The organism is Salmonella sp. SAL04213 (assembly GCF_046550535.1).
GTDB classification, from domain to species: domain Bacteria; phylum Pseudomonadota; class Gammaproteobacteria; order Enterobacterales; family Enterobacteriaceae; genus Salmonella; species Salmonella enterica.
Genome location: NZ_JBGDXS010000010.1, coordinates 81998 through 100520 on the forward strand (window position 1 = coordinate 81998; position 18523 = coordinate 100520).

Here is an 18523-nt window from a genome sequence, read left to right on the forward strand (position 1 = left end):
TCCTGAGAGATTCAAAATTTGCGCGCGATAATAGCATAATTCAAACGGCTACCAGCCACTGCCGCCAGCTTGCCTGCACCAGCGCGCGCTCTTTGCTAAAACACGTCTGCGCCACATGACCGGGAAGCTCCTGCAACGCCAGGTGGTGCAGTTCATCACGCAGTGTGGTGTAGGCTACCGTCAGCGCCTGCGCCTCGTGTTCATCCATAATGCCGTTTTGCGCCAGAAGCTCCAGGATGCGCACGTTATCAGACCAGCGCGTTAATTTAGGTTTTTCATGAGCGTAGCGCAGTACCAGATATTGCGCGATAAACTCAATATCCGTAATACCGCCTTCATCAGCTTTAATATCAAAACGATCGCGATGCTTATTGCCGAGATGCGCCCGCATTTTTTCGCGCATTTCACGCACTTCAGTCTGCAATGTCTTGCCGTCGCGCGCCGTCGTCATGATAGTGCGGCGTACCGCATCAAACTGTGAGGTAAGCTGCGGGTCGCCATATACCACGCGAGCGCGTACCAACGCCTGATGTTCCCAGGTCCAGGCTTCATGCTGCTGATAATCGGCAAACGCGTCCGCTGAAGTCACCAGCATTCCCGCCGCGCCAGAGGGGCGTAGACGCGCATCCACCTCATACAAAATGCCGGAGGAGGTGCGCGTACTGAACAGATGCATAATGCGCTGCGCCAGGCGCAGATAAAACTGCCGCCCGTCGATTTCGCGTTCGCCGTTGGTCATGACGTCCATCGGACAGTCATGCAGGAAGATGAGATCCAGATCGGAACTGTAGCCCAGCTCCCATCCGCCTAACTTGCCATAACCGACAACCGCAAACCCCCGCCCCTGGCGCTCGTCCAGATGCGCTGGCTGACCATAACGCGCAACCATTTGCGTCCACGCCTGCTGCACCACAGCATCAATCATCGCCTCCGCCAGCCATGTGAGGTGATCGCTCACTTTCATCACCGGCAGCGTACCGGCAATATCCGCCGCCGCAATCCGCAAAAGCTGTGCCTGTTTAAACTGGCGTAATGCCTCCAGTTGTTGTTCTTCGTCTTCTTCCGGCACGCGCAGTAAATATTGACGTAATTCGTCGCGGTAAGCGTCGGTAGCCGTCGGCTGATAAAGCGTGCCGGGGTCGAGCAGTTCATCAAGCAACAACGGATAACGCGCCAGTTGGCTCGCTATCATTGGCGAAGCGGCGCAGAGCATAATCAGGTGTTTCAGCGCGCCGGGAAATTCGCTCAGCAGCTCCAGATAGGTGGTGCGAGTGACAATCCCCGCCAGCAACGGCGTTATCCGCGATAGCGTAACAGCGGCGTCTTCGCGAGAACAGACATCAGCAAGCAGGTGCGGCATCAGTTGGTCCAGCACTTGCCGCCCGCGCGGGCCGATAGGGCGTTTATCCAGTTCCTTACGGAAGTCAGCGATGAGGGTCAGAACTTGTCGCCGATCCTCATCGGCTAAATGCGCCAGCACTGGCGTCGAATCATCCTCCTGTAGCGCATCCTGCCATACTTCACGCCACGGCTCTGAACGTTCTTCCTCCTGCGGGGTATCGGCTTCATCATCGCCAATTAATTCGTTGAATACGCGGCGTACATTAGCCATATGATCCGTCAGTTCGCCAACAAGCTGCGGCCAGTTCTCAGCCTTCATTCCCCAGGCCAGCCGCGCCCGATTCAGATCGTCGGCAGGCAACGTTTGCGTCTGTTCGTCATTGATGCTTTGCAGCAGATTCTCCAGACGACGTAGAAAAAGATAGGCCACGCGCAGTTGCGCCACGTCATTCTCAGGCAGCAAATGCAGCGCAGCGATAGCATCCAGCGTCGGCAGTAACGAACGCGACTGTAGCGACGGCTCGCGTCCGCCGCGGATGAGCTGGAATACCTGCACGATAAACTCAATTTCCCGAATACCGCCCGCGCCAAGTTTAATGTTGTCCTTCAAACCGCGGCGTCGCACTTCGCGGGCGATCATCCCTTTCATATTACGTAGCGACTGGATGACGCTGAAATCGATATAGCGGCGGAAAACGAAAGGCCGCAGCATGGCGCGTAATTCACGAGACCAGGCGTCGTCGTTATCGCCCATTAGCCGCGCTTTCACCATGGCGTAGCGTTCCCAGTCGCGTCCTTGCTCCTGATAGTAATCCTCCAGCGCGGCAAAACTCAGTACCAGCGGGCCGCTATCGCCAAACGGTCGCAGGCGCATGTCCACCCGATAGACAAAGCCATCCATTGTGGGCTGATCCAGCGCTTTGATCAGCCGCTGCCCGAGACGCGTAAAAAACTGGGCGTTATCGAGTTCACGACGCCCGCCCCGGGTCTCGCCATGTTCCGGCCAGGCGAAAATCAGATCGATATCAGACGAAAAATTCAGCTCGCCGCCGCCCAGCTTGCCCATGCCTAAAATCAACAGCGGCTGCGGAACGCCCTGCGGGTTACAGGGGGTTCCCCATTCGCGGCAACAGGCGGCATACAGCCAGTCACGCGCCCCCACGATGAGCGTCTCCGCCAGATGGCTCAACTGTTGTAAAATAGTCTCATCGTCCACCAGCGACAGCGTCTGCGCCCAGGCGATGCGTACCATGATGCGACGACGAAAAAACCTCAGTTCACGCATCAGCGAGGCGTCGTCACAGACACCTGCCAACGCCTCCTGTAACCAGCCAGCATAATGTCGCCATTCATCAGCCTGCGGCGATGCGGATTCCAGTTCGGCAAGCCACTCCGGATGCGCTATCACGCTATCCAGCGCAAAATCGCTAAATGTAAGTACTGACTTCGCCTGCACGCTAAGCGATGTCTCAGTAAATCCTTCTGGTAGGCGCTCAACAACGGTCTGCCAGTACTGCGATAAGGGTGAAGAGAGCGGCGTCATTTAGGGGATATCCTTTAAATAATGCCGGATGGCGGCGTTTCGCCTGATCCGGCCTACAAGTCCGCATACCGTAAGCCTGATAAGCGCAGCGTCATCAGGCGCTTTCTACGGTTCTGATTATCGTTTTCCGCTGTGCAACCAGAACGGCTGCTGGTTAATGGCCTCATTACGGAAATGTTCAATTTCAATACGTTGTCCGGTAAGAATGGCGTGACGCAATCCCTGCCAGTTTTCCAGCCATGCCTGCGCGACCATCGCATCATAATACCCGGCCAGCAGTAAAACGCTGTCGATATCGCGAGTCAAACGCGGCAACTGGTCGCGATACTTATCACCCAGCGGTTGTCCAAAAACTTTTTTTAATTCAGCAGCATGACGAGAAAGATGAATGTCGGCGAAACGCTTAAAAGAATCGGCCATTTTGGCCTGCGCCTTCGCGTCCAGAAATGGCTGCCAGGCTTTCGTCACCAGCCATTCCGTCAATGCCAGTTTCGCCATCGCCGTTTGCGTACTATAAACGGCTGTGACGGCGGACACCGCGGATGTCATCGTCGCTTCCGCCTGGGTAAGTAGATCACGTAAGTGAGTGCTCGCTTTACGTGGAACAATGCCACCAAAAAGCATTAAGGCATGGCGCACTAATCCCATAGCATCCAGCACGTGTTCTTTCGCCGACTCGTCGCCGCGCAGCCAGAGCTCTTCATGGTACTGCCACTGTGACAACGCCAGATCCAGCGAGGCCTCCAGCCCTTGCTCTACCGTGGCTTTCGCGGCGGTCCGCAGAATTGTCGTTGGTGTATTCTCTCGCGGCGCATTCCCCTGCGCCAGGTGATAACCTCGCGCCGCCTTACTCAGACTGCCCTGACGCAAACCGGTTTGCGACAGCAGTTGCTTCGCCAGTTTTAACACGGCGCGCGTATCGCCGCGAAGCAACTCAAGCTCCAGCTCACAAATCGGTTCGGCAAACTCGCCCGCTTTTACGTCGCCGAGATCGAACGCAATTTCAATCCTGCTGCCGTCAACGTCCAGACACCATTTTTCCCGGTAAAAATCGGTACTGAACAGCGGCTGTACGCTTGATGCCAGGCCGGCGGGCAGGTTGCCATCCGGCCAGACCTCCGCCGGAAGTTGCGTCAGATCCAGCACGGGTTCGCTTAGCGCGACATTGTATTCGGGTCGCTGGTGCAGCCCCCCCGTTACCCGGCCGGCAATTTTCATGGTCATTTCATAGCGCCCATTTTCACCACGAATACGCAGCCCCATATCATGGCGGCGTAGCCAGTTATCAGGCGTTTCGAAGTAGATATTCAGCAACTGGCTGGGCGCATGATGCTCGCCGCCGAGCGTATGAAGATGATTTCGCAGCGCATCTACGGCGTCGTGATTGACGATAAACTTTAATTCGATTTCCTGAGCCATGGCCTTGTACTTATGGGTTATGTCACATCTGGGAAGATTCTTGGCGAACTTACCCGCATTATTTTTGTCAGTAGATAGTATTTTGCGCCAAATTGCCATGCAACGAGCAATTTGACGGGCGTAAAAGTTTGACGTAGCGGCAAAGGCGACACAGATGATTCCGATTGATGTCGACTACTTTGCGTAGCGACACTGATGCCGTTACTATCGTTCCACTTTCTCTGACAATAACGACAGCCTGATGCCAAAATTACGCCTGATTGGACTAACTTTACTTGCGCTTAGCGCCACCGCCGTCTCTCATGCTGAAGAGACGCGTTACGTTTCTGATGAACTGAATACCTGGGTCCGCAGCGGTCCGGGAGATAATTATCGCCTTGTGGGTACCGTCAACGCTGGCGAGGAAGTCACGCTCTTACAGAGCGATGCCAACTATGGTCAAATTAAAGACAGTTCTGGTCGTACTGCCTGGATACCGTTAAAAGAACTGAATACCACGCCAAGCCTGCGTACCCGCGTGCCGGATCTGGAAAATCAGGTCAAAACGTTGACCGATAAACTCAACAATATTGATACCACGTGGAATCAGCGCACCGCCGATATGCAGCAGAAAGTGGCGCAAAGCGACAGCATCATCAACGGGCTAAAAGAAGAGAACCAGAAGCTGAAAAACGAGCTGATTGTCGCGCAGAAAAAAGTTAGCGCCGCGAATCTGCAACTGGATGACAAACAGCGCACCATTATTATGCAGTGGTTTATGTATGGCGGCGGCGTATTGGGTATTGGCTTGCTGTTAGGGCTAGTGCTGCCGCATATGATCCCAAGCCGTAAACGCAAAGACCGCTGGATGAACTAAATCGCCTTCTCTGCGGCACTGTCTTATCATTAGAGGATGATCGTTTTTAAAAGGAAAGTGGCGTGAAGATTTATCTGGTCGGTGGTGCGGTTCGGGATGCGTTGTTAGGGCTACCGGTTAAAGATAAAGATTGGGTCGTTGTCGGCGCCACGCCGCAGGAGATGCTTGATGCGGGCTACCAGCAGGTAGGCCGTGATTTTCCTGTGTTTCTCCATCCGCAAACTCACGAAGAATACGCGCTGGCGCGTACTGAGCGTAAATCCGGTTCCGGCTACACGGGCTTCACCTGTTATGCCGCGCCGGACGTTACCCTGGAAGCCGATCTCCAGCGTCGCGATCTGACCATTAATGCTCTGGCGCGCGACGATGACGGCCAGATTATCGACCCTTACCACGGGCGCCGGGATCTGGAGGCGCGTCTACTGCGACATGTCTCTCCCGCGTTTGGCGAAGATCCCTTGCGCGTATTGCGCGTGGCGCGTTTTGCCGCCCGTTACGCTCATCTGAGTTTCCGTATCGCCGATGAAACACTGGCGCTAATGCGCGAAATGACCGCGGCAGGCGAGCTGGAACATCTGACGCCGGAACGGGTATGGAAAGAGACGGAAAATGCGCTTACCACCCGCAATCCGCAGGTTTACTTCCAGGTATTGCGCGACTGCGGCGCCCTGCGCGTCCTGTTTCCGGAAATCGACGCCCTGTTTGGCGTACCCGCGCCGGCAAAGTGGCATCCGGAAATTGATACCGGAGTTCATACGTTAATGACGCTGTCGATGGCCGCCATGCTCAGTCCGCAGCTTGATGTCCGTTTCGCCACGCTTTGTCATGATCTGGGCAAAGGCTTAACGCCGAAAAACCTCTGGCCACGCCATCATGGCCACGGCCCGGCGGGCGTGAAACTGGTCGAACAGTTATGCCAGCGTTTGCGCGTCCCCAATGACCTGCGTGATTTAGCTAAACTGGTCGCCGAGTACCACGATCTGATCCACACCTTTCCGATACTCCAGCCGAAAACGATCGTTAAGCTGTTTGACGCCATTGATGCATGGCGTAAACCGCAGCGCGTCGAGCAGATTGCGCTGACCAGCGAGGCCGATGTCCGTGGACGTACCGGATTTGAAGCGTCGGATTACCCGCAGGGGCGCTGGCTGCGCGAAGCCTGGCAGGTGGCGCAGGCGGTACCGACGAAAGAGGTGGTGGAGGCCGGATTTAAGGGCATTGAGATTCGCGAGGAGCTGACGAAGCGACGAATTGCAGCGGTCGCCAACTGGAAAGAGAAGCGCTGCCCGAACCCCGCCAGCTAAACGCCATCCGGCACGATAAATTGCCTGATGGCGCTGCGCTTATCAGACCGACAAAACAGTTAGACCGGACAAGGCGGCACGCCGCCATCCGGCACGGTCAATCATCAGAAGAAAACAACGTAAACGGCAGCCGCCACCACAAAGCGGTAAATCGCAAACGGAATAAACGAGATACGCTTAATCAGTTGCAGGAAGGTCTTGATGGCGATCAGCGCCACCACAAACGCCGTCACAAAGCCCACTGCGAACATCGGAATATCCGCTGCGGTCAGGAATGACCAACTTTTGTAGAGATCCAGAACCGTTGCGCCCATCATCATCGGCACAGCCAGTAAGAACGAGAACTCAGAGGCGGCGTAACGGCTGACGCCCATCAGCATCCCACCGGAAATGGTCGCTCCGGAACGCGAGAAGCCCGGCCACAGCGCCAGACACTGGAAACAGCCAATCATAAAAGCCTGACGATACGTCATATCATCCAGCCCCGGCGCGCGCGGTTCTTTCGGCTTCAGGCACTCGGCGGCAATCAGCAACAGACCGCCTACCACCAGCGCGTACATCACGTTAATTGGGTTAAATAGCGACTTGATCGTGTCATGAAAGACTAACCCCAGCACCACCGCCGGAATCATGCCCAGCAGGATGTGAATCAACGTTAATCGACCTTTACTTTCACCTTCACGCTGTAGCGGGCGGCCGAAGTGAATACCGATGAGACCAAACAACCGCCGCCAGAACATCACCACGACCGCCAGAATAGATCCAAGTTGAATCACCACTTCGAATGTCTTGGCCGTATCGCCTTCAAACCCCAGCAGATGACCCACAATAATCATATGGCCCGTGCTGGATACCGGCAAAAACTCCGTCAATCCTTCGACCACACCCAAAATTGCCGCTATCAGCAGCGAGTGCATATCGCTCATCAATAAACCCCTAAAATGAAAAACACTGCAAAAATGGATCTCGCGTTAAGACCCCATATATAACCGTTTGGTTTAAAAAATATAAAATTATTTATTTTTATTTCAGATTATTGCCACGCTCAATAATTACCCCTACGTTCGCCGCGCGCGCGACGGCGCCAGGCTTGCTCAGTTTGATGCGAACCCACGGAGAATTGAATCGGCTAAGCAGCAGATCCGCCACCTCTTCCGCCACGCGTTCGACCAGAGCAAAACGACCGCCTTCGACATGATTTATCACCGTGTCGGCGATATCCGCATAACTTAGACAATCTGCGACATCATCGCTTTTCGCCGACTTGCGGTTATCCCATGCCATTTCGATATCGAACACCAGTTTTTGCTCGATAGTCTGTTCCCAGTCGTAAACACCGATAGTGGTGATTACCGAAAGTTGCTCTATAAATACAATATCCATCACGACCTGCCTGCTTTTTGGCTAACCCGGATACCACTTCCGGCGAAATGTGCGTATTATCCACAGAAATAGTAAATAAAACGACACTTTCAATACGGAACAGCTTATGAGTGCAATCGCGCCTGGAATGATCCTCTTCGCGTACCTCTGCGGCTCAATTTCCAGTGCCATTCTGGTTTGCCGCATCGCCGGGCTGCCCGATCCGCGTGAAAGCGGCTCCGGCAACCCGGGCGCGACGAACGTATTACGAATCGGTGGCAAGGGAGCGGCTGTCGCGGTACTTATTTTTGACATCCTTAAAGGCATGTTGCCCGTCTGGGGCGCGTATGCGTTAGGCGTTACCCCTTTCTGGCTGGGGCTTATCGCTATCGCCGCCTGTCTGGGGCATATCTGGCCGGTCTTTTTTGGCTTTAAAGGTGGGAAAGGCGTAGCAACCGCATTTGGCGCCATTGCGCCTATCGGCTGGGATTTAACCGGCGTCATGGCTGGCACCTGGCTGCTGACGGTCCTGTTAAGCGGTTATTCATCGTTAGGAGCGATTGTCAGCGCCTTGATTGCGCCGTTTTACGTCTGGTGGTTTAAACCGCAGTTCACCTTCCCGGTATCGATGCTGTCATGTCTCATTTTGCTGCGCCATCATGACAACATCCAGCGTCTGTGGCGTCGTCAGGAGACGAAAATCTGGACGAAGCTGAAAAAGAAACGCCAGAAAGATTCGGAGTAGTTTTTTTACGCTATGTCGTGCCTGCGCATCGCCGGATAAATAGCTCGGTGATAGGCGTACATATCGAATCCGCCGCGCGTCACCCTTCCACCATTGGCGTGGTTAGGCGCGATTTTCGGCCTGATCTTCCTGGTGCTGCTGATCGTCTCCAGGCTGTTGTGGATGCCCGTCGTTTTGCTATAAACCCGTTGGGGCGGCATGATGTCGCCCCCTTTCTCCGCTTTTACGCCGCCGGCAGCTCGGCCAGCGGCCAGCGCGGACGTACCGTTACGCCAAGATCCGCCGTAACGCCCGCCTTAAACCGCACCATTCCGGCATAGGCGATCATCGCCCCGTTGTCAGTACAAAACTCCGGACGCGCATAGAACACTTCGCCGCGGCGTTTTTGCATCATTTCGGCAAGCTTCGCACGCAGCGTGCGGTTAGCGCTGACGCCGCCCGCCATGACCAGACGCTTAAAACCGGTGCTTTCCAGCGCGCGCTTGCACTTGATCATCAGCGTATCCACGACCGCATCTTCAAAAGCGCGCGCGATATCAGCGCGAGTTTGTTCGTCGTCGCCATTACTACGAATGGTGTTAGCGGCAAAGGTTTTCAGACCGGAAAAACTAAAATCCAGTCCCGGGCGATCGGTCATCGGGCGCGGAAAGACAAAACGTCCCGCCGTCCCCTGCGACGCCATTTTCGACAGCATCGGGCCGCCAGGATAATCCAGCCCCAACAATTTGGCAGTTTTATCAAACGCTTCACCGGCAGCATCGTCAATCGACTCTCCCAGCAGTTCGTACTGACCGATTCCGGTCACGCTAATGAGCTGCGTATGTCCGCCGGAGACCAGCAGCGCCACAAACGGGAAATCCGGGGGATTATCTTCCAGCATCGGCGCCAGCAGATGCCCTTCCATATGGTGTACAGGAATGGCCGGCACATTCCAGGCAAATGCCAGCGAACGCCCGACGGTTGCGCCGACCAGCAGCGCGCCGACCAGGCCCGGGCCTGCGGTATAGGCCACCGCGTCGATATCGCTCGCCGTCAGACCGGCTTCTTTTAATGCCGCCTGAATCAGCGGCACGGTTTTACGCACATGATCGCGGGAAGCCAGTTCAGGCACTACGCCGCCGTAGTCAGCATGTAATTTCACCTGACTATACAATTGGTTGGCTAACAGACCCTTTTTGTCGTCGTAAATAGCGATGCCGGTTTCATCGCAAGATGTTTCAATACCCAGTACACGCATGACTTGTTTTACCTCGCTCTAATACCGCGCAGTGTAGGTCGAATGCGGGTGGATGTATACCCTCAGTCCCGACTTCGTGTATACTCCCTCACCTTATAAAAGTCCCGTTCAAAAAAGGCCGCGGTGCTTTACAAAGCAGCAGCAATTGCAGTAAAATTCCGCACCATTTTGAAATAAGCTGGCGTTGATGCCAGCGGCAAACCGAATTAATCAAAGGTGAGAGGCACATGCCGGTAATTAAAGTACGTGAAAACGAGCCGTTCGACGTAGCTCTGCGTCGCTTCAAGCGTTCCTGCGAAAAAGCAGGTGTTCTGGCGGAAGTTCGTCGTCGTGAGTTCTATGAAAAACCGACGACCGAACGTAAGCGCGCTAAAGCTTCTGCAGTGAAACGTCACGCGAAGAAACTGGCTCGCGAAAACGCACGCCGTACTCGTCTGTACTAATCTTTTGAGAGCGGGCTGCTCTCAATTCAGATCGAGTTGTAGTTGTAAGGCCGTGCTTCCGAAAGGAATGCGCGGCTTGTTTTCGTTTATGCATTAGCATATACACAAAATCATTCATGCTGCGTCCAGGCGGCAAGAGAGCAAGTCCCCGGCGCTTACGCAAGTCAGCGACAGGGGTGAGCGAACGTAGCCAACACTACGGCAGCCTGAAGAATGACGTGTATAAAAGGGGCATATGGCTGGACGAATCCCACGCGTATTCATTAATGACCTGCTGGCGAGAACCGATATCGTCGATCTGATCGACGTGCGCGTAAAACTCAAGAAACAGGGCAAGAACTATCACGCGTGTTGTCCATTCCATAATGAGAAAACCCCTTCTTTCACCGTAAACGGTGAAAAACAGTTTTATCACTGCTTTGGATGCGGCGCGCATGGCAATGCGATCGACTTTTTGATGAATTACGACAAGCTCGAATTTGTCGAAACCGTCGAAGAATTAGCGGCCATGCATAACCTGGAAATTCCCTATGAAGCAGGCACCGGGCTTAGCCAGATAGAGCGCCATCAACGGCAAAACCTCTATCAGTTGATGAATGGTCTGAATGACTTTTATCAGCAGTCGCTAACCCATCCTGCGGCAAAACCTGCGCGTGACTATCTGCAAAAGCGCGGTCTGAGCGCTGAAATTATTCAGCGTTTCGCCATTGGCTTCGCGCCGCCTGGTTGGGATAACGCGTTAAAGCGCTTCGGTAATAACAGCGATAACAAGGCATTGTTGCTGGATGCCGGAATGCTGGTCAATAACGAGCAGGGCAGCACTTACGATCGTTTCCGTAATCGGGTCATGTTCCCTATTCGGGACAAACGCGGCAGGGTGATTGGTTTTGGCGGCCGAGTTCTGGGGAACGACACGCCGAAATACCTTAACTCTCCGGAAACGGACATTTTCCATAAAGGCCGCCAGCTATATGGTCTTTATGAGGCTCAGCAATATAGTGCTGAACCGCAACGCTTGCTTGTGGTCGAAGGTTATATGGATGTCGTCGCACTAGCGCAATACGACATTAACTATGCGGTCGCTTCGCTGGGTACCTCAACCACGGCAGACCATATGCATATGTTATTCCGGGCGACGAACAACGTGATTTGCTGTTACGACGGCGACCGGGCTGGCCGTGATGCCGCCTGGAGAGCGCTGGAAACAGCAATGCCTTATATGACCGACGGTCGGCAGGTACGCTTTATGTTTTTACCTGACGGCGAAGACCCGGATACGCTGGTGCGTAAAGAAGGCAAGGCGGCTTTTGAAGCGCGGATGGAGCAGGCGCAGCCGCTCTCTACGTTTCTGTTTAATAGCCTCCTGCCGCAGGTGGATTTAAGCTCGCCGGATGGCAGCACGCAGTTAGCCGCGCTGGCGCTGCCGCTCATTAATCAGGTGCCTGGCGACGCGCACCGTATTCAGCTGCGCCAGACGTTGGGGCTGAAGTTAGGCATTTTCGATGATAGTCAGCTTGATCGTTTAGTGCCAAAACAGGCGGAAAGCGGCGTTTCCCGCCCGGCTCCGCAGATAAAACAGACGCCTATGCGTATACTTATAGGACTGCTGGTGCAGAACCCAAGTCTAGCGCCGCTGGTGCCGCCTTTACAAGGGCTGGCGCAGAGCAAATTACCGGGACTTAGGCTATTCTCCGAGCTGGTGAGTCTTTGTGTCGCGCAGCCGGGTCTGAACACCGGGCAGCTGTTAGAGAATTATCGCGGGACAAGTGAATACTCAACACTTGAAAAACTCTCAGCCTGGAACGATATAAGGGATGAGAATGTTGAAAAAATGTTCACCGACACGCTAAACCGAATTTTTGATGCAATGCTTGAACAGCGACTGGAAGAGCTGATAGCTCGCGATCGCACACACCGTTTAAGCAGTGAAGAACGCAGGGAGTACTGGGAAATCAGACAGGCCCTGGAAAAAAAATGAATTTAACGGCTTAAATGCCGCATATCGATCGGGAAGCCCCCGACAGCCGCAGTGAGAGGCAGCGGCCAAAATATAAGTATGCCCTCGCTTTAAATGTCGACAGCTATACCGTCGACACCAATCAAACGAATAAGTGTGGATACCGTCTTATGGAGCAAAACCCGCAGTCACAGCTGAAACTTCTTGTCACCCGTGGTAAGGAGCAAGGCTATCTGACCTATGCTGAGGTCAATGACCATCTGCCGGAAGATATCGTCGATTCAGATCAAATTGAAGATATCATCCAAATGATCAACGACATGGGTATTCAGGTAATGGAAGAAGCGCCTGATGCCGATGATCTGCTGCTGGCTGAAAATACCACCAGCACCGATGAAGATGCGGAAGAAGCTGCTGCACAAGTTCTGTCCAGTGTTGAGTCTGAAATCGGTCGTACGACTGACCCGGTACGCATGTATATGCGTGAAATGGGCACTGTTGAACTGTTGACCCGGGAAGGCGAAATCGACATCGCTAAACGTATCGAAGACGGGATCAACCAGGTTCAATGCTCCGTTGCCGAATACCCGGAAGCCATTACCTATCTGCTGGAACAGTACGATCGCGTTGAGGCTGAAGAGGCTCGTTTGTCCGATCTTATCACCGGCTTTGTCGATCCGAACGCGGAAGAAGAGATGGCGCCGACCGCAACTCACGTCGGTTCTGAACTCTCCCAGGAAGACCTGGATGATGACGAAGACGAAGATGAAGAAGACGGCGACGATGACGCCGCCGATGACGACAACAGCATTGATCCTGAACTGGCACGCGAAAAATTCGCTGAGTTGCGCGCGCAATACGTCGTTACGCGCGACACCATCAAAGCGAAAGGCCGCAGCCATGCTGCCGCGCAGGAAGAGATTCTGAAGCTGTCTGAAGTGTTCAAACAGTTCCGTCTGGTACCGAAGCAATTCGACTATCTGGTCAACAGTATGCGCGTGATGATGGATCGCGTGCGTACTCAGGAACGTTTGATCATGAAGCTCTGCGTCGAGCAGTGCAAAATGCCGAAGAAGAACTTTATCACGCTGTTTACCGGTAACGAAACCAGCGAAACCTGGTTCAACGCCGCTATCGCGATGAACAAACCGTGGTCGGAAAAACTGCACGATGTCGCGGAAGAAGTGCAACGCTGTCTGCAAAAACTGCGGCAGATTGAAGAAGAGACCGGTCTGACCATCGAACAGGTGAAAGACATCAACCGTCGCATGTCCATCGGGGAAGCGAAAGCCCGCCGTGCGAAGAAAGAGATGGTTGAAGCGAACTTGCGTCTGGTTATTTCTATCGCCAAGAAATACACCAACCGTGGCTTGCAGTTCCTTGACCTGATTCAGGAAGGCAACATCGGTCTGATGAAAGCGGTAGATAAGTTCGAATACCGTCGCGGCTACAAGTTCTCCACCTACGCTACCTGGTGGATTCGTCAGGCGATCACCCGCTCTATCGCGGATCAGGCGCGCACCATCCGTATTCCGGTGCATATGATTGAGACCATCAACAAGCTCAACCGTATTTCTCGCCAGATGCTGCAAGAGATGGGCCGCGAGCCAACGCCGGAAGAGCTGGCCGAGCGCATGCTGATGCCGGAAGATAAGATCCGCAAAGTGCTGAAAATCGCCAAAGAGCCAATCTCCATGGAAACGCCGATCGGCGACGATGAAGATTCGCATCTGGGTGATTTCATCGAGGATACCACCCTCGAGCTGCCGCTGGACTCTGCCACTACCGAGAGCCTGCGTGCCGCCACTCACGACGTTTTGGCTGGCCTGACCGCTCGTGAAGCGAAAGTGCTGCGTATGCGTTTCGGTATCGATATGAACACCGACCACACGCTGGAAGAAGTGGGTAAACAGTTCGATGTTACCCGCGAACGTATCCGTCAGATCGAAGCGAAGGCGCTGCGTAAACTGCGCCACCCGAGCCGTTCTGAAGTGCTGCGCAGCTTCCTCGACGATTAATTCGCCGCATACGTATAAACGCCGCCGCAAGGCGGCGTTTTTTTATCCGGTCATACGCGAGCGCCCTATTTGGCCTGCAGAATTTCTACACAGCGCGAGTATTCGCGCCCTCATTCCCCATTGCTATAGCCCACGCATAATGAGCGCTTGATCCAGTTCGCGATAGGCCTCGACCAGTTTTTCCGTTTTAATTCGGTTTAAGCCGCTGGGATTCGGCAACACCCACACCATCGTCGCGCCAATGGCGATCTTTTGTTTACCCCAGGCGATACCGCGCTGGCTGAATCCCTGTTCAAAAGCCTGTTTACCAAGCACCGCCAGCGCCGCGGGCTGATAGTCCTCTATCTTTTCAATCAGGTTGCGTCCGCCGCTACGTAATTCATGCAACTTCACCTCAGTCGCTTGTACCGTCGGTCGGTCGACGAGTTTCGTTACCCCGCAGCGAAAATCCAGTAATTTTTCCGCCTCTTCCGGTTTCAACTGCCGATCGGTGAAACCGGCCAAATGAATAACTTTCCAAAAACGATTCGCGGGATGTGCAAACGGAAAGCCGGTATTCGCCGAGGAGAGTCCCGGATTGATGCCGCAAAAAACCACCCGTAGCCCTGGCGCCAGTATGTCCTTAACCATTATTACTCCTGAGCAATACAACGTTCTTTAAGTATAACGGGTTGAAAACACATTGTTTATAAAAACAGCACCCGCACGGTTACGGCTGGATTACAGCGTAAAGTTACATTATAATCCACCGCCACGGCCCCTTAGCTCAGTGGTTAGAGCAGGCGACTCATAATCGCTTGGTCGCTGGTTCAAGTCCAGCAGGGGCCACCAAATTTTAGCTTTAAAATCATATAATTAAGCCACTCTAAAGAGTGGCTTTTTTGTTTCTGACAGAGCTCGCCCCATACCGCTATTTACGATGCCAATAGGCTGCCGCACGTACCAGGTGTGGATCAAACCCCTTTTCAAAGCACTGACTTAAACGTTTTACCGTTTTGCCTTCGCCAGTAATCCAGATGAAATAGTCTGATTCTGGTATTGCCAGCTGCGACAGGCGCGTTTGCATTGCCTGTTCATCGCCGCCAACAACATATTCCACAGTAATGTCCGTCAAATGGGCGAGATAATCGCGGTATGCCGCATCCTGAATGCTCACCAGCGCGGTTACCGCAGGGCGCGCAGGCAGACGGCTAAGCGATTCCAGACGACGACGTAGCGCAGGCATACCGGACTCATCGCAGACATAAACCTGACAAGCATAATCTTCCGGCACCACCAGCGAACCGCGCGGCCCGCCGATCGTCAGTGTATCGCCTTCACGGGCTTCCATTGCCCAACGGCTGGCTACGCCGCCATCGTGGATAAAGAAATCCAGCGCCAGCTCGCGACGCGCCTCGTCATACAGCGGCGTGTAATCCCTGGAGACCGGACGAACGCCCTCCCCCCAGATAATGCCTTCCTCAGTGACTGTCGGAGGCGTAAAGCGACAGCCTGACTCAGGGAAAAAAACTTTCGTGTGATCGTCAAAGCCCAGGGAGGTGAAACCGTCCAGCGCCTCGCCGCCAAGTACGATCCGCTGAAATCCTGCGCTAATACGTTCTACCCGCAGAACGGTCAGCTCGCGAAAACGCAGTTCATTACGAACACGCTGTGGATAGCGTGCGGATGATGTCGTCATTTTTTGCCTTCGTGAAGTAATACGATATATCTAAATTAAAGTTTTAAATGATAATGATTGTTAATCAGTAAAAATGCAACTGTTTTTTGATAGTGTTCTGGCAACGCGTCGCTAACTATAACCTTAGAATAAAATGTTATAAATTAATAGATTATCGCAACAATGGCTTTTACCCTTGCTAAAACCCATCATTTAGATATAAATTAGATATATCTAAATAAGCAGGAGGCAATGATGCAAAATCAACATGAAGGGTGTTGCAAAAACCGGGATCATAAGCACGATGGTTGCTGCAAAGATCGAGAACATCAGCATGAAGGCTGCCATAGCGCGCATCAGCATGAGAACGCCAGTTGCGGCGGCGAACACCGTCACGGACACGGCTGTGGTCGTCATGGACAGGGCGGTGGTCGACGCCAGCGATTTTTTGGCCACGGGGAACTTCGGCTGGTCATTCTTGATATCCTGACCCGGGACGCCAGCCACGGCTATGAACTGATTAAAGCGATAGAAAACCTGACGGGGGGCGGCTATACGCCAAGCGCTGGCGTGATCTACCCTACGCTGGATTTTTTACAGGATCAGCAATTTATCACGATTAGCGACGAAGAAGGCGGGCGGAAAAAAATCACGATTACCGCGAACGGCGCGCAATGGCTTGATGAAAATCGCGAACACCTGACGCATATTCAGGCGCGGCTAAAAGCCCGTTGTGTGGGCATGGAGTTACGTAAAAATCCGCAGATGAAGCGGGCGCTGGATAACTTCAAGGCCGTGCTGGATCTGCGGATAAACCACAGCGATATCAACGACGCGCAAATCAAACGCATTATCGGCGTGATTGATCGCGCGGCGCTGGAAATCGCCGAACTGGATTAAGCGGGCTGCGTGTCCTCTTCGCGGACGCGGAACACGTTAACCAGCTCTTTTAAATGTAACGCCTGTTCGTTCAGCGACGCTGCGGCGGCAACAGACTCTTCCACAAGGCAGGAGTTTTGTTGCGTGGCGGCGTCAATCAGGCCAATCGCGCTGTTAATCTGCGAAATACCGTCAGTTTGCTCGCGGCTGGCCTGCCCAATCTCACGTAATATCACATCCATCTCTTCGACGTTATCCACCATGCCATTAATCAGGGCGCTGGCTTTCTCCACCAGGTGCATCCCTTCCTGAGTCTGACTGGTTGAATCTTCAATCAAATTACGGATTTCACTGGCTGACGAGGCGCTCTTTTGCGCCAACTGGCGAACCTCTCCGGCGACAACGGCAAAACCACGTCCATGTTCGCCCGCGCGCGCCGCTTCAACCGCCGCGTTCAGCGCCAGAATATTGGTCTGAAAGGCAATGGAATCAATGATATTGATGATATCCGACATACGATTTGCCGTGTCGTTAATGACGCGCATTTTCTGCGTCACTTGATTCATCATCTCCCCATTGTTTTTCACCACGCTGGCGGCACCGGCAGAGAGTTTGGTCGCTTCACTGGTATGGTCAGCCGTATTTTTAACCGTGGCGGTAATCTGTTCCATCGACGCCGCCGTTTCTTCAACCGAGCTGGCCTGCTCTTCCGTACGCGCCGCCAAATCCTGGTTACCGGCGACAATTTGCGCCGCCGCCGTGGAGATACTCTCCGAACCGTTTTGCACTTCCTGTACGATATCCAGCAGACGCGTTTTCATCGCCATTAATGCTTGCAGTAGTACGCCTGTTTCATCTTTATAGTCGGTGGTGATATGACGAGTCAGATCGCCATCGGCAATCGCCTCGGCAAAGCGTACTGCGTCATCAAGCGGCCGGGTAATAGAACGCACAATATACCATCCCATTACGCCTCCGGCGGCGATGCTTATCAGCGCCAAAGTGATTAACAGCGTCCGATTATTTTTAAAATCCTCTTTGACCTGCACGCTCGCTTCATGCATCTGCGCGTCCTGAACAGCGATAAGTTCCTGGACTTTGTCCTTATAGACTTTTTGCACCTGCACCGTTCTGGTCATCATCTCCTGAATGGCCGCCTGACGATTATTGCTTTGAATATCTTTCAAAATACGGAATCTGGACTCCAGGTATTGCTGGCGCGCTTCACGGATCTCATTAATGATTTTCTGTGAATCCGCATCGTGACTATTTTCCCTGGAAAGCTCATCCAGTAGCGCCGAAATGCGCTGGCTTATCTCACTGAGTTCTTTCTGCGAGCTCTGGCTCCAGCGCCCCTCTTCATCCAGTAACATGAGCTGCTGCGCGATGATGAAATCATTAAAATTATCGATTAACAGATTGGCTTTTACCGTGGTGGGATAATCATTGGTAATAATGTCCTGCATACCCGTATTAGCCCGATCAAGGCTAAACAAAGACAGAGCGGAACTCACCACCATGAGAACAATGAATAAGCCAAAGGCCATAAATAATTTTGAACGTATTTTAATGTTATGCAAAAACATATTTTCTCCCTGGGATTGCATATCCTCATACAGGAAGATTTATCGGCAATAATGTTACTAACTTTATGATATTGATCGCTTTTTATTTCGGAACATTATTAGGGTAATGACTCCAACTTATTGATAGTGTTTTATGTTCAGATAATGCCCGATGACTTTGTCATGCAGCTCCACCG

Annotated in this window: 16 protein-coding genes, 1 tRNA gene and 1 pseudogene; 9 read left to right on the forward strand and 9 right to left on the reverse strand. The window is 53.2% G+C overall.

The annotated features are described in order from the left end of the window. Window positions 1–40: 40 nt before the first annotated feature. Window positions 41–2884: a bifunctional [glutamate--ammonia ligase]-adenylyl-L-tyrosine phosphorylase/[glutamate--ammonia-ligase] adenylyltransferase gene (glnE, locus tag ACLJPQ_RS19545; protein ID WP_080185015.1), complete on the reverse strand. Its 2844-nt coding sequence runs from the start codon at window positions 2882–2884 to the stop codon at window positions 41–43. Window positions 2885–3001: 117 nt separating this feature from the next. Next, the gene (locus ACLJPQ_RS19550; RefSeq protein WP_079959136.1) at window positions 3002–4303 is read right to left on the reverse strand and encodes an inorganic triphosphatase; all 1302 of its coding nucleotides are present in this window, start codon (window positions 4301–4303) and stop codon (window positions 3002–3004) included. A gap of 241 nt (window positions 4304–4544) precedes the next feature. Here ACLJPQ_RS19550 and ACLJPQ_RS19555 point away from each other — a divergent pair, with 241 nt between their 5' ends. Both ACLJPQ_RS19555 and ACLJPQ_RS19560 read left to right on the forward strand, forming a co-directional pair. Then, a complete protein-coding gene (locus ACLJPQ_RS19555) occupies window positions 4545–5159 on the forward strand; it encodes a TIGR04211 family SH3 domain-containing protein (protein WP_001125341.1) in 615 nt (204 codons plus the stop codon). A gap of 62 nt (window positions 5160–5221) precedes the next feature. Next, window positions 5222–6463 (forward strand): multifunctional CCA addition/repair protein, encoded by a 1242-nt coding sequence (locus tag ACLJPQ_RS19560; protein WP_000708447.1) that lies wholly within the window; start codon window positions 5222–5224, stop codon window positions 6461–6463. A gap of 104 nt (window positions 6464–6567) precedes the next feature. Here ACLJPQ_RS19560 and bacA read toward each other — a convergent pair whose 3' ends face one another. Then, complete coding sequence (gene bacA, locus ACLJPQ_RS19565) at window positions 6568–7389, reverse strand: undecaprenyl-diphosphate phosphatase (protein WP_001281933.1); 822 nt, start codon at window positions 7387–7389, stop codon at window positions 6568–6570. Window positions 7390–7486: 97 nt separating this feature from the next. After that, entirely contained in the window at window positions 7487–7846 is a 360-nt protein-coding gene (gene folB / locus ACLJPQ_RS19570; RefSeq protein ID WP_000355776.1) for a bifunctional dihydroneopterin aldolase/7,8-dihydroneopterin epimerase, read from the reverse strand. A 106-nt stretch (window positions 7847–7952) separates the two neighbouring features. Here folB and plsY point away from each other — a divergent pair, with 106 nt between their 5' ends. Then, window positions 7953–8570, forward strand: a complete 618-nt coding sequence (plsY, locus tag ACLJPQ_RS19575) for a glycerol-3-phosphate 1-O-acyltransferase PlsY (RefSeq protein WP_001272785.1) — start codon at window positions 7953–7955, stop codon at window positions 8568–8570. Between the two features lie 38 nt (window positions 8571–8608). After that, window positions 8609–8671: pseudogene (locus tag ACLJPQ_RS19580) on the forward strand (hypothetical protein); the annotation flags it as partial. A gap of 122 nt (window positions 8672–8793) precedes the next feature. On the opposite strand, the gene tsaD reads toward ACLJPQ_RS19580, so the two are convergent. Further along, a complete protein-coding gene (gene tsaD / locus ACLJPQ_RS19585; protein ID WP_001264389.1) occupies window positions 8794–9807 on the reverse strand; it encodes a tRNA (adenosine(37)-N6)-threonylcarbamoyltransferase complex transferase subunit TsaD in 1014 nt (337 codons plus the stop codon). A 227-nt stretch (window positions 9808–10034) separates the two neighbouring features. On the opposite strand from tsaD, the gene rpsU reads away from it, so the two are divergent. From rpsU to rpoD, 3 genes are all read left to right on the forward strand, one after another. Then, on the forward strand, window positions 10035–10250 hold the full coding sequence (gene rpsU, locus ACLJPQ_RS19590) for a 30S ribosomal protein S21 (RefSeq protein ID WP_001144069.1): 216 nt from the start codon (window positions 10035–10037) through the stop codon (window positions 10248–10250). 235 nt (window positions 10251–10485) lie between these two features. Further along, window positions 10486–12228 (forward strand): DNA primase, encoded by a 1743-nt coding sequence (dnaG, locus tag ACLJPQ_RS19595; RefSeq protein ID WP_000918860.1) that lies wholly within the window; start codon window positions 10486–10488, stop codon window positions 12226–12228. A gap of 14 nt (window positions 12229–12242) precedes the next feature. Continuing rightward, window positions 12243–14225, forward strand: a complete 1983-nt coding sequence (rpoD, locus tag ACLJPQ_RS19600; RefSeq protein ID WP_001120159.1) for an RNA polymerase sigma factor RpoD — start codon at window positions 12243–12245, stop codon at window positions 14223–14225. A gap of 123 nt (window positions 14226–14348) precedes the next feature. Here the strand turns inward: rpoD and mug are convergent, their stop codons facing one another. After that, a complete protein-coding gene (gene mug, locus ACLJPQ_RS19605) occupies window positions 14349–14855 on the reverse strand; it encodes a G/U mismatch-specific DNA glycosylase (RefSeq protein WP_000237776.1) in 507 nt (168 codons plus the stop codon). 125 nt (window positions 14856–14980) lie between these two features. Between mug and ACLJPQ_RS19610 the strand changes: the two genes are divergently transcribed. After that, window positions 14981–15056, forward strand: a tRNA-Ile gene (locus ACLJPQ_RS19610). Window positions 15057–15135: 79 nt separating this feature from the next. Here ACLJPQ_RS19610 and ACLJPQ_RS19615 read toward each other — a convergent pair. After that, window positions 15136–15903, reverse strand: coding sequence for a siderophore-interacting protein (locus ACLJPQ_RS19615; RefSeq protein WP_079966953.1), 768 nt, complete (start codon window positions 15901–15903; stop codon window positions 15136–15138). 231 nt (window positions 15904–16134) lie between these two features. Between ACLJPQ_RS19615 and ACLJPQ_RS19620 the strand changes: the two genes are divergently transcribed. Continuing rightward, a complete protein-coding gene (locus ACLJPQ_RS19620; protein ID WP_129950486.1) occupies window positions 16135–16782 on the forward strand; it encodes a PadR family transcriptional regulator in 648 nt (215 codons plus the stop codon). Here ACLJPQ_RS19620 and ACLJPQ_RS19625 read toward each other — a convergent pair. After that, on the reverse strand, window positions 16779–18347 hold the full coding sequence (locus ACLJPQ_RS19625) for a methyl-accepting chemotaxis protein (protein ID WP_000478462.1): 1569 nt from the start codon (window positions 18345–18347) through the stop codon (window positions 16779–16781). The genes ACLJPQ_RS19620 and ACLJPQ_RS19625 overlap by 4 nt on opposite strands. A gap of 117 nt (window positions 18348–18464) precedes the next feature. Continuing rightward, window positions 18465–18521: an IS1 family transposase gene (locus ACLJPQ_RS19630; RefSeq protein WP_003032489.1), complete on the reverse strand. Its 57-nt coding sequence runs from the start codon at window positions 18519–18521 to the stop codon at window positions 18465–18467. Window positions 18522–18523: the final 2 nt, after the last annotated feature.

Bases quoted from the DNA above. Each gene is read 5' to 3' on its own strand.
- glnE (WP_080185015.1), bottom strand. From the start codon at position 2,884: ATGACGCCGCTCTCTTCACCCTTATCGCAGTACTGGCAGACCGTTGTT.
- ACLJPQ_RS19550 (WP_079959136.1), bottom strand. From the start codon at position 4,303: ATGGCTCAGGAAATCGAATTAAAGTTTATCGTCAATCACGACGCCGTA.
- ACLJPQ_RS19555 (WP_001125341.1), top strand. From the start codon at position 4,545: ATGCCAAAATTACGCCTGATTGGACTAACTTTACTTGCGCTTAGCGCC.
- bacA (WP_001281933.1), bottom strand. From the start codon at position 7,389: ATGAGCGATATGCACTCGCTGCTGATAGCGGCAATTTTGGGTGTGGTC.
- folB (WP_000355776.1), bottom strand. From the start codon at position 7,846: ATGGATATTGTATTTATAGAGCAACTTTCGGTAATCACCACTATCGGT.
- plsY (WP_001272785.1), top strand. From the start codon at position 7,953: ATGAGTGCAATCGCGCCTGGAATGATCCTCTTCGCGTACCTCTGCGGC.
- tsaD (WP_001264389.1), bottom strand. From the start codon at position 9,807: ATGCGTGTACTGGGTATTGAAACATCTTGCGATGAAACCGGCATCGCT.
- rpsU (WP_001144069.1), top strand. From the start codon at position 10,035: ATGCCGGTAATTAAAGTACGTGAAAACGAGCCGTTCGACGTAGCTCTG.
- dnaG (WP_000918860.1), top strand. From the start codon at position 10,486: ATGGCTGGACGAATCCCACGCGTATTCATTAATGACCTGCTGGCGAGA.
- rpoD (WP_001120159.1), top strand. From the start codon at position 12,243: ATGCCGCATATCGATCGGGAAGCCCCCGACAGCCGCAGTGAGAGGCAG.
- mug (WP_000237776.1), bottom strand. From the start codon at position 14,855: ATGGTTAAGGACATACTGGCGCCAGGGCTACGGGTGGTTTTTTGCGGC.
- ACLJPQ_RS19615 (WP_079966953.1), bottom strand. From the start codon at position 15,903: ATGACGACATCATCCGCACGCTATCCACAGCGTGTTCGTAATGAACTG.
- ACLJPQ_RS19620 (WP_129950486.1), top strand. From the start codon at position 16,135: ATGATGCAAAATCAACATGAAGGGTGTTGCAAAAACCGGGATCATAAG.
- ACLJPQ_RS19625 (WP_000478462.1), bottom strand. From the start codon at position 18,347: ATGTTTTTGCATAACATTAAAATACGTTCAAAATTATTTATGGCCTTT.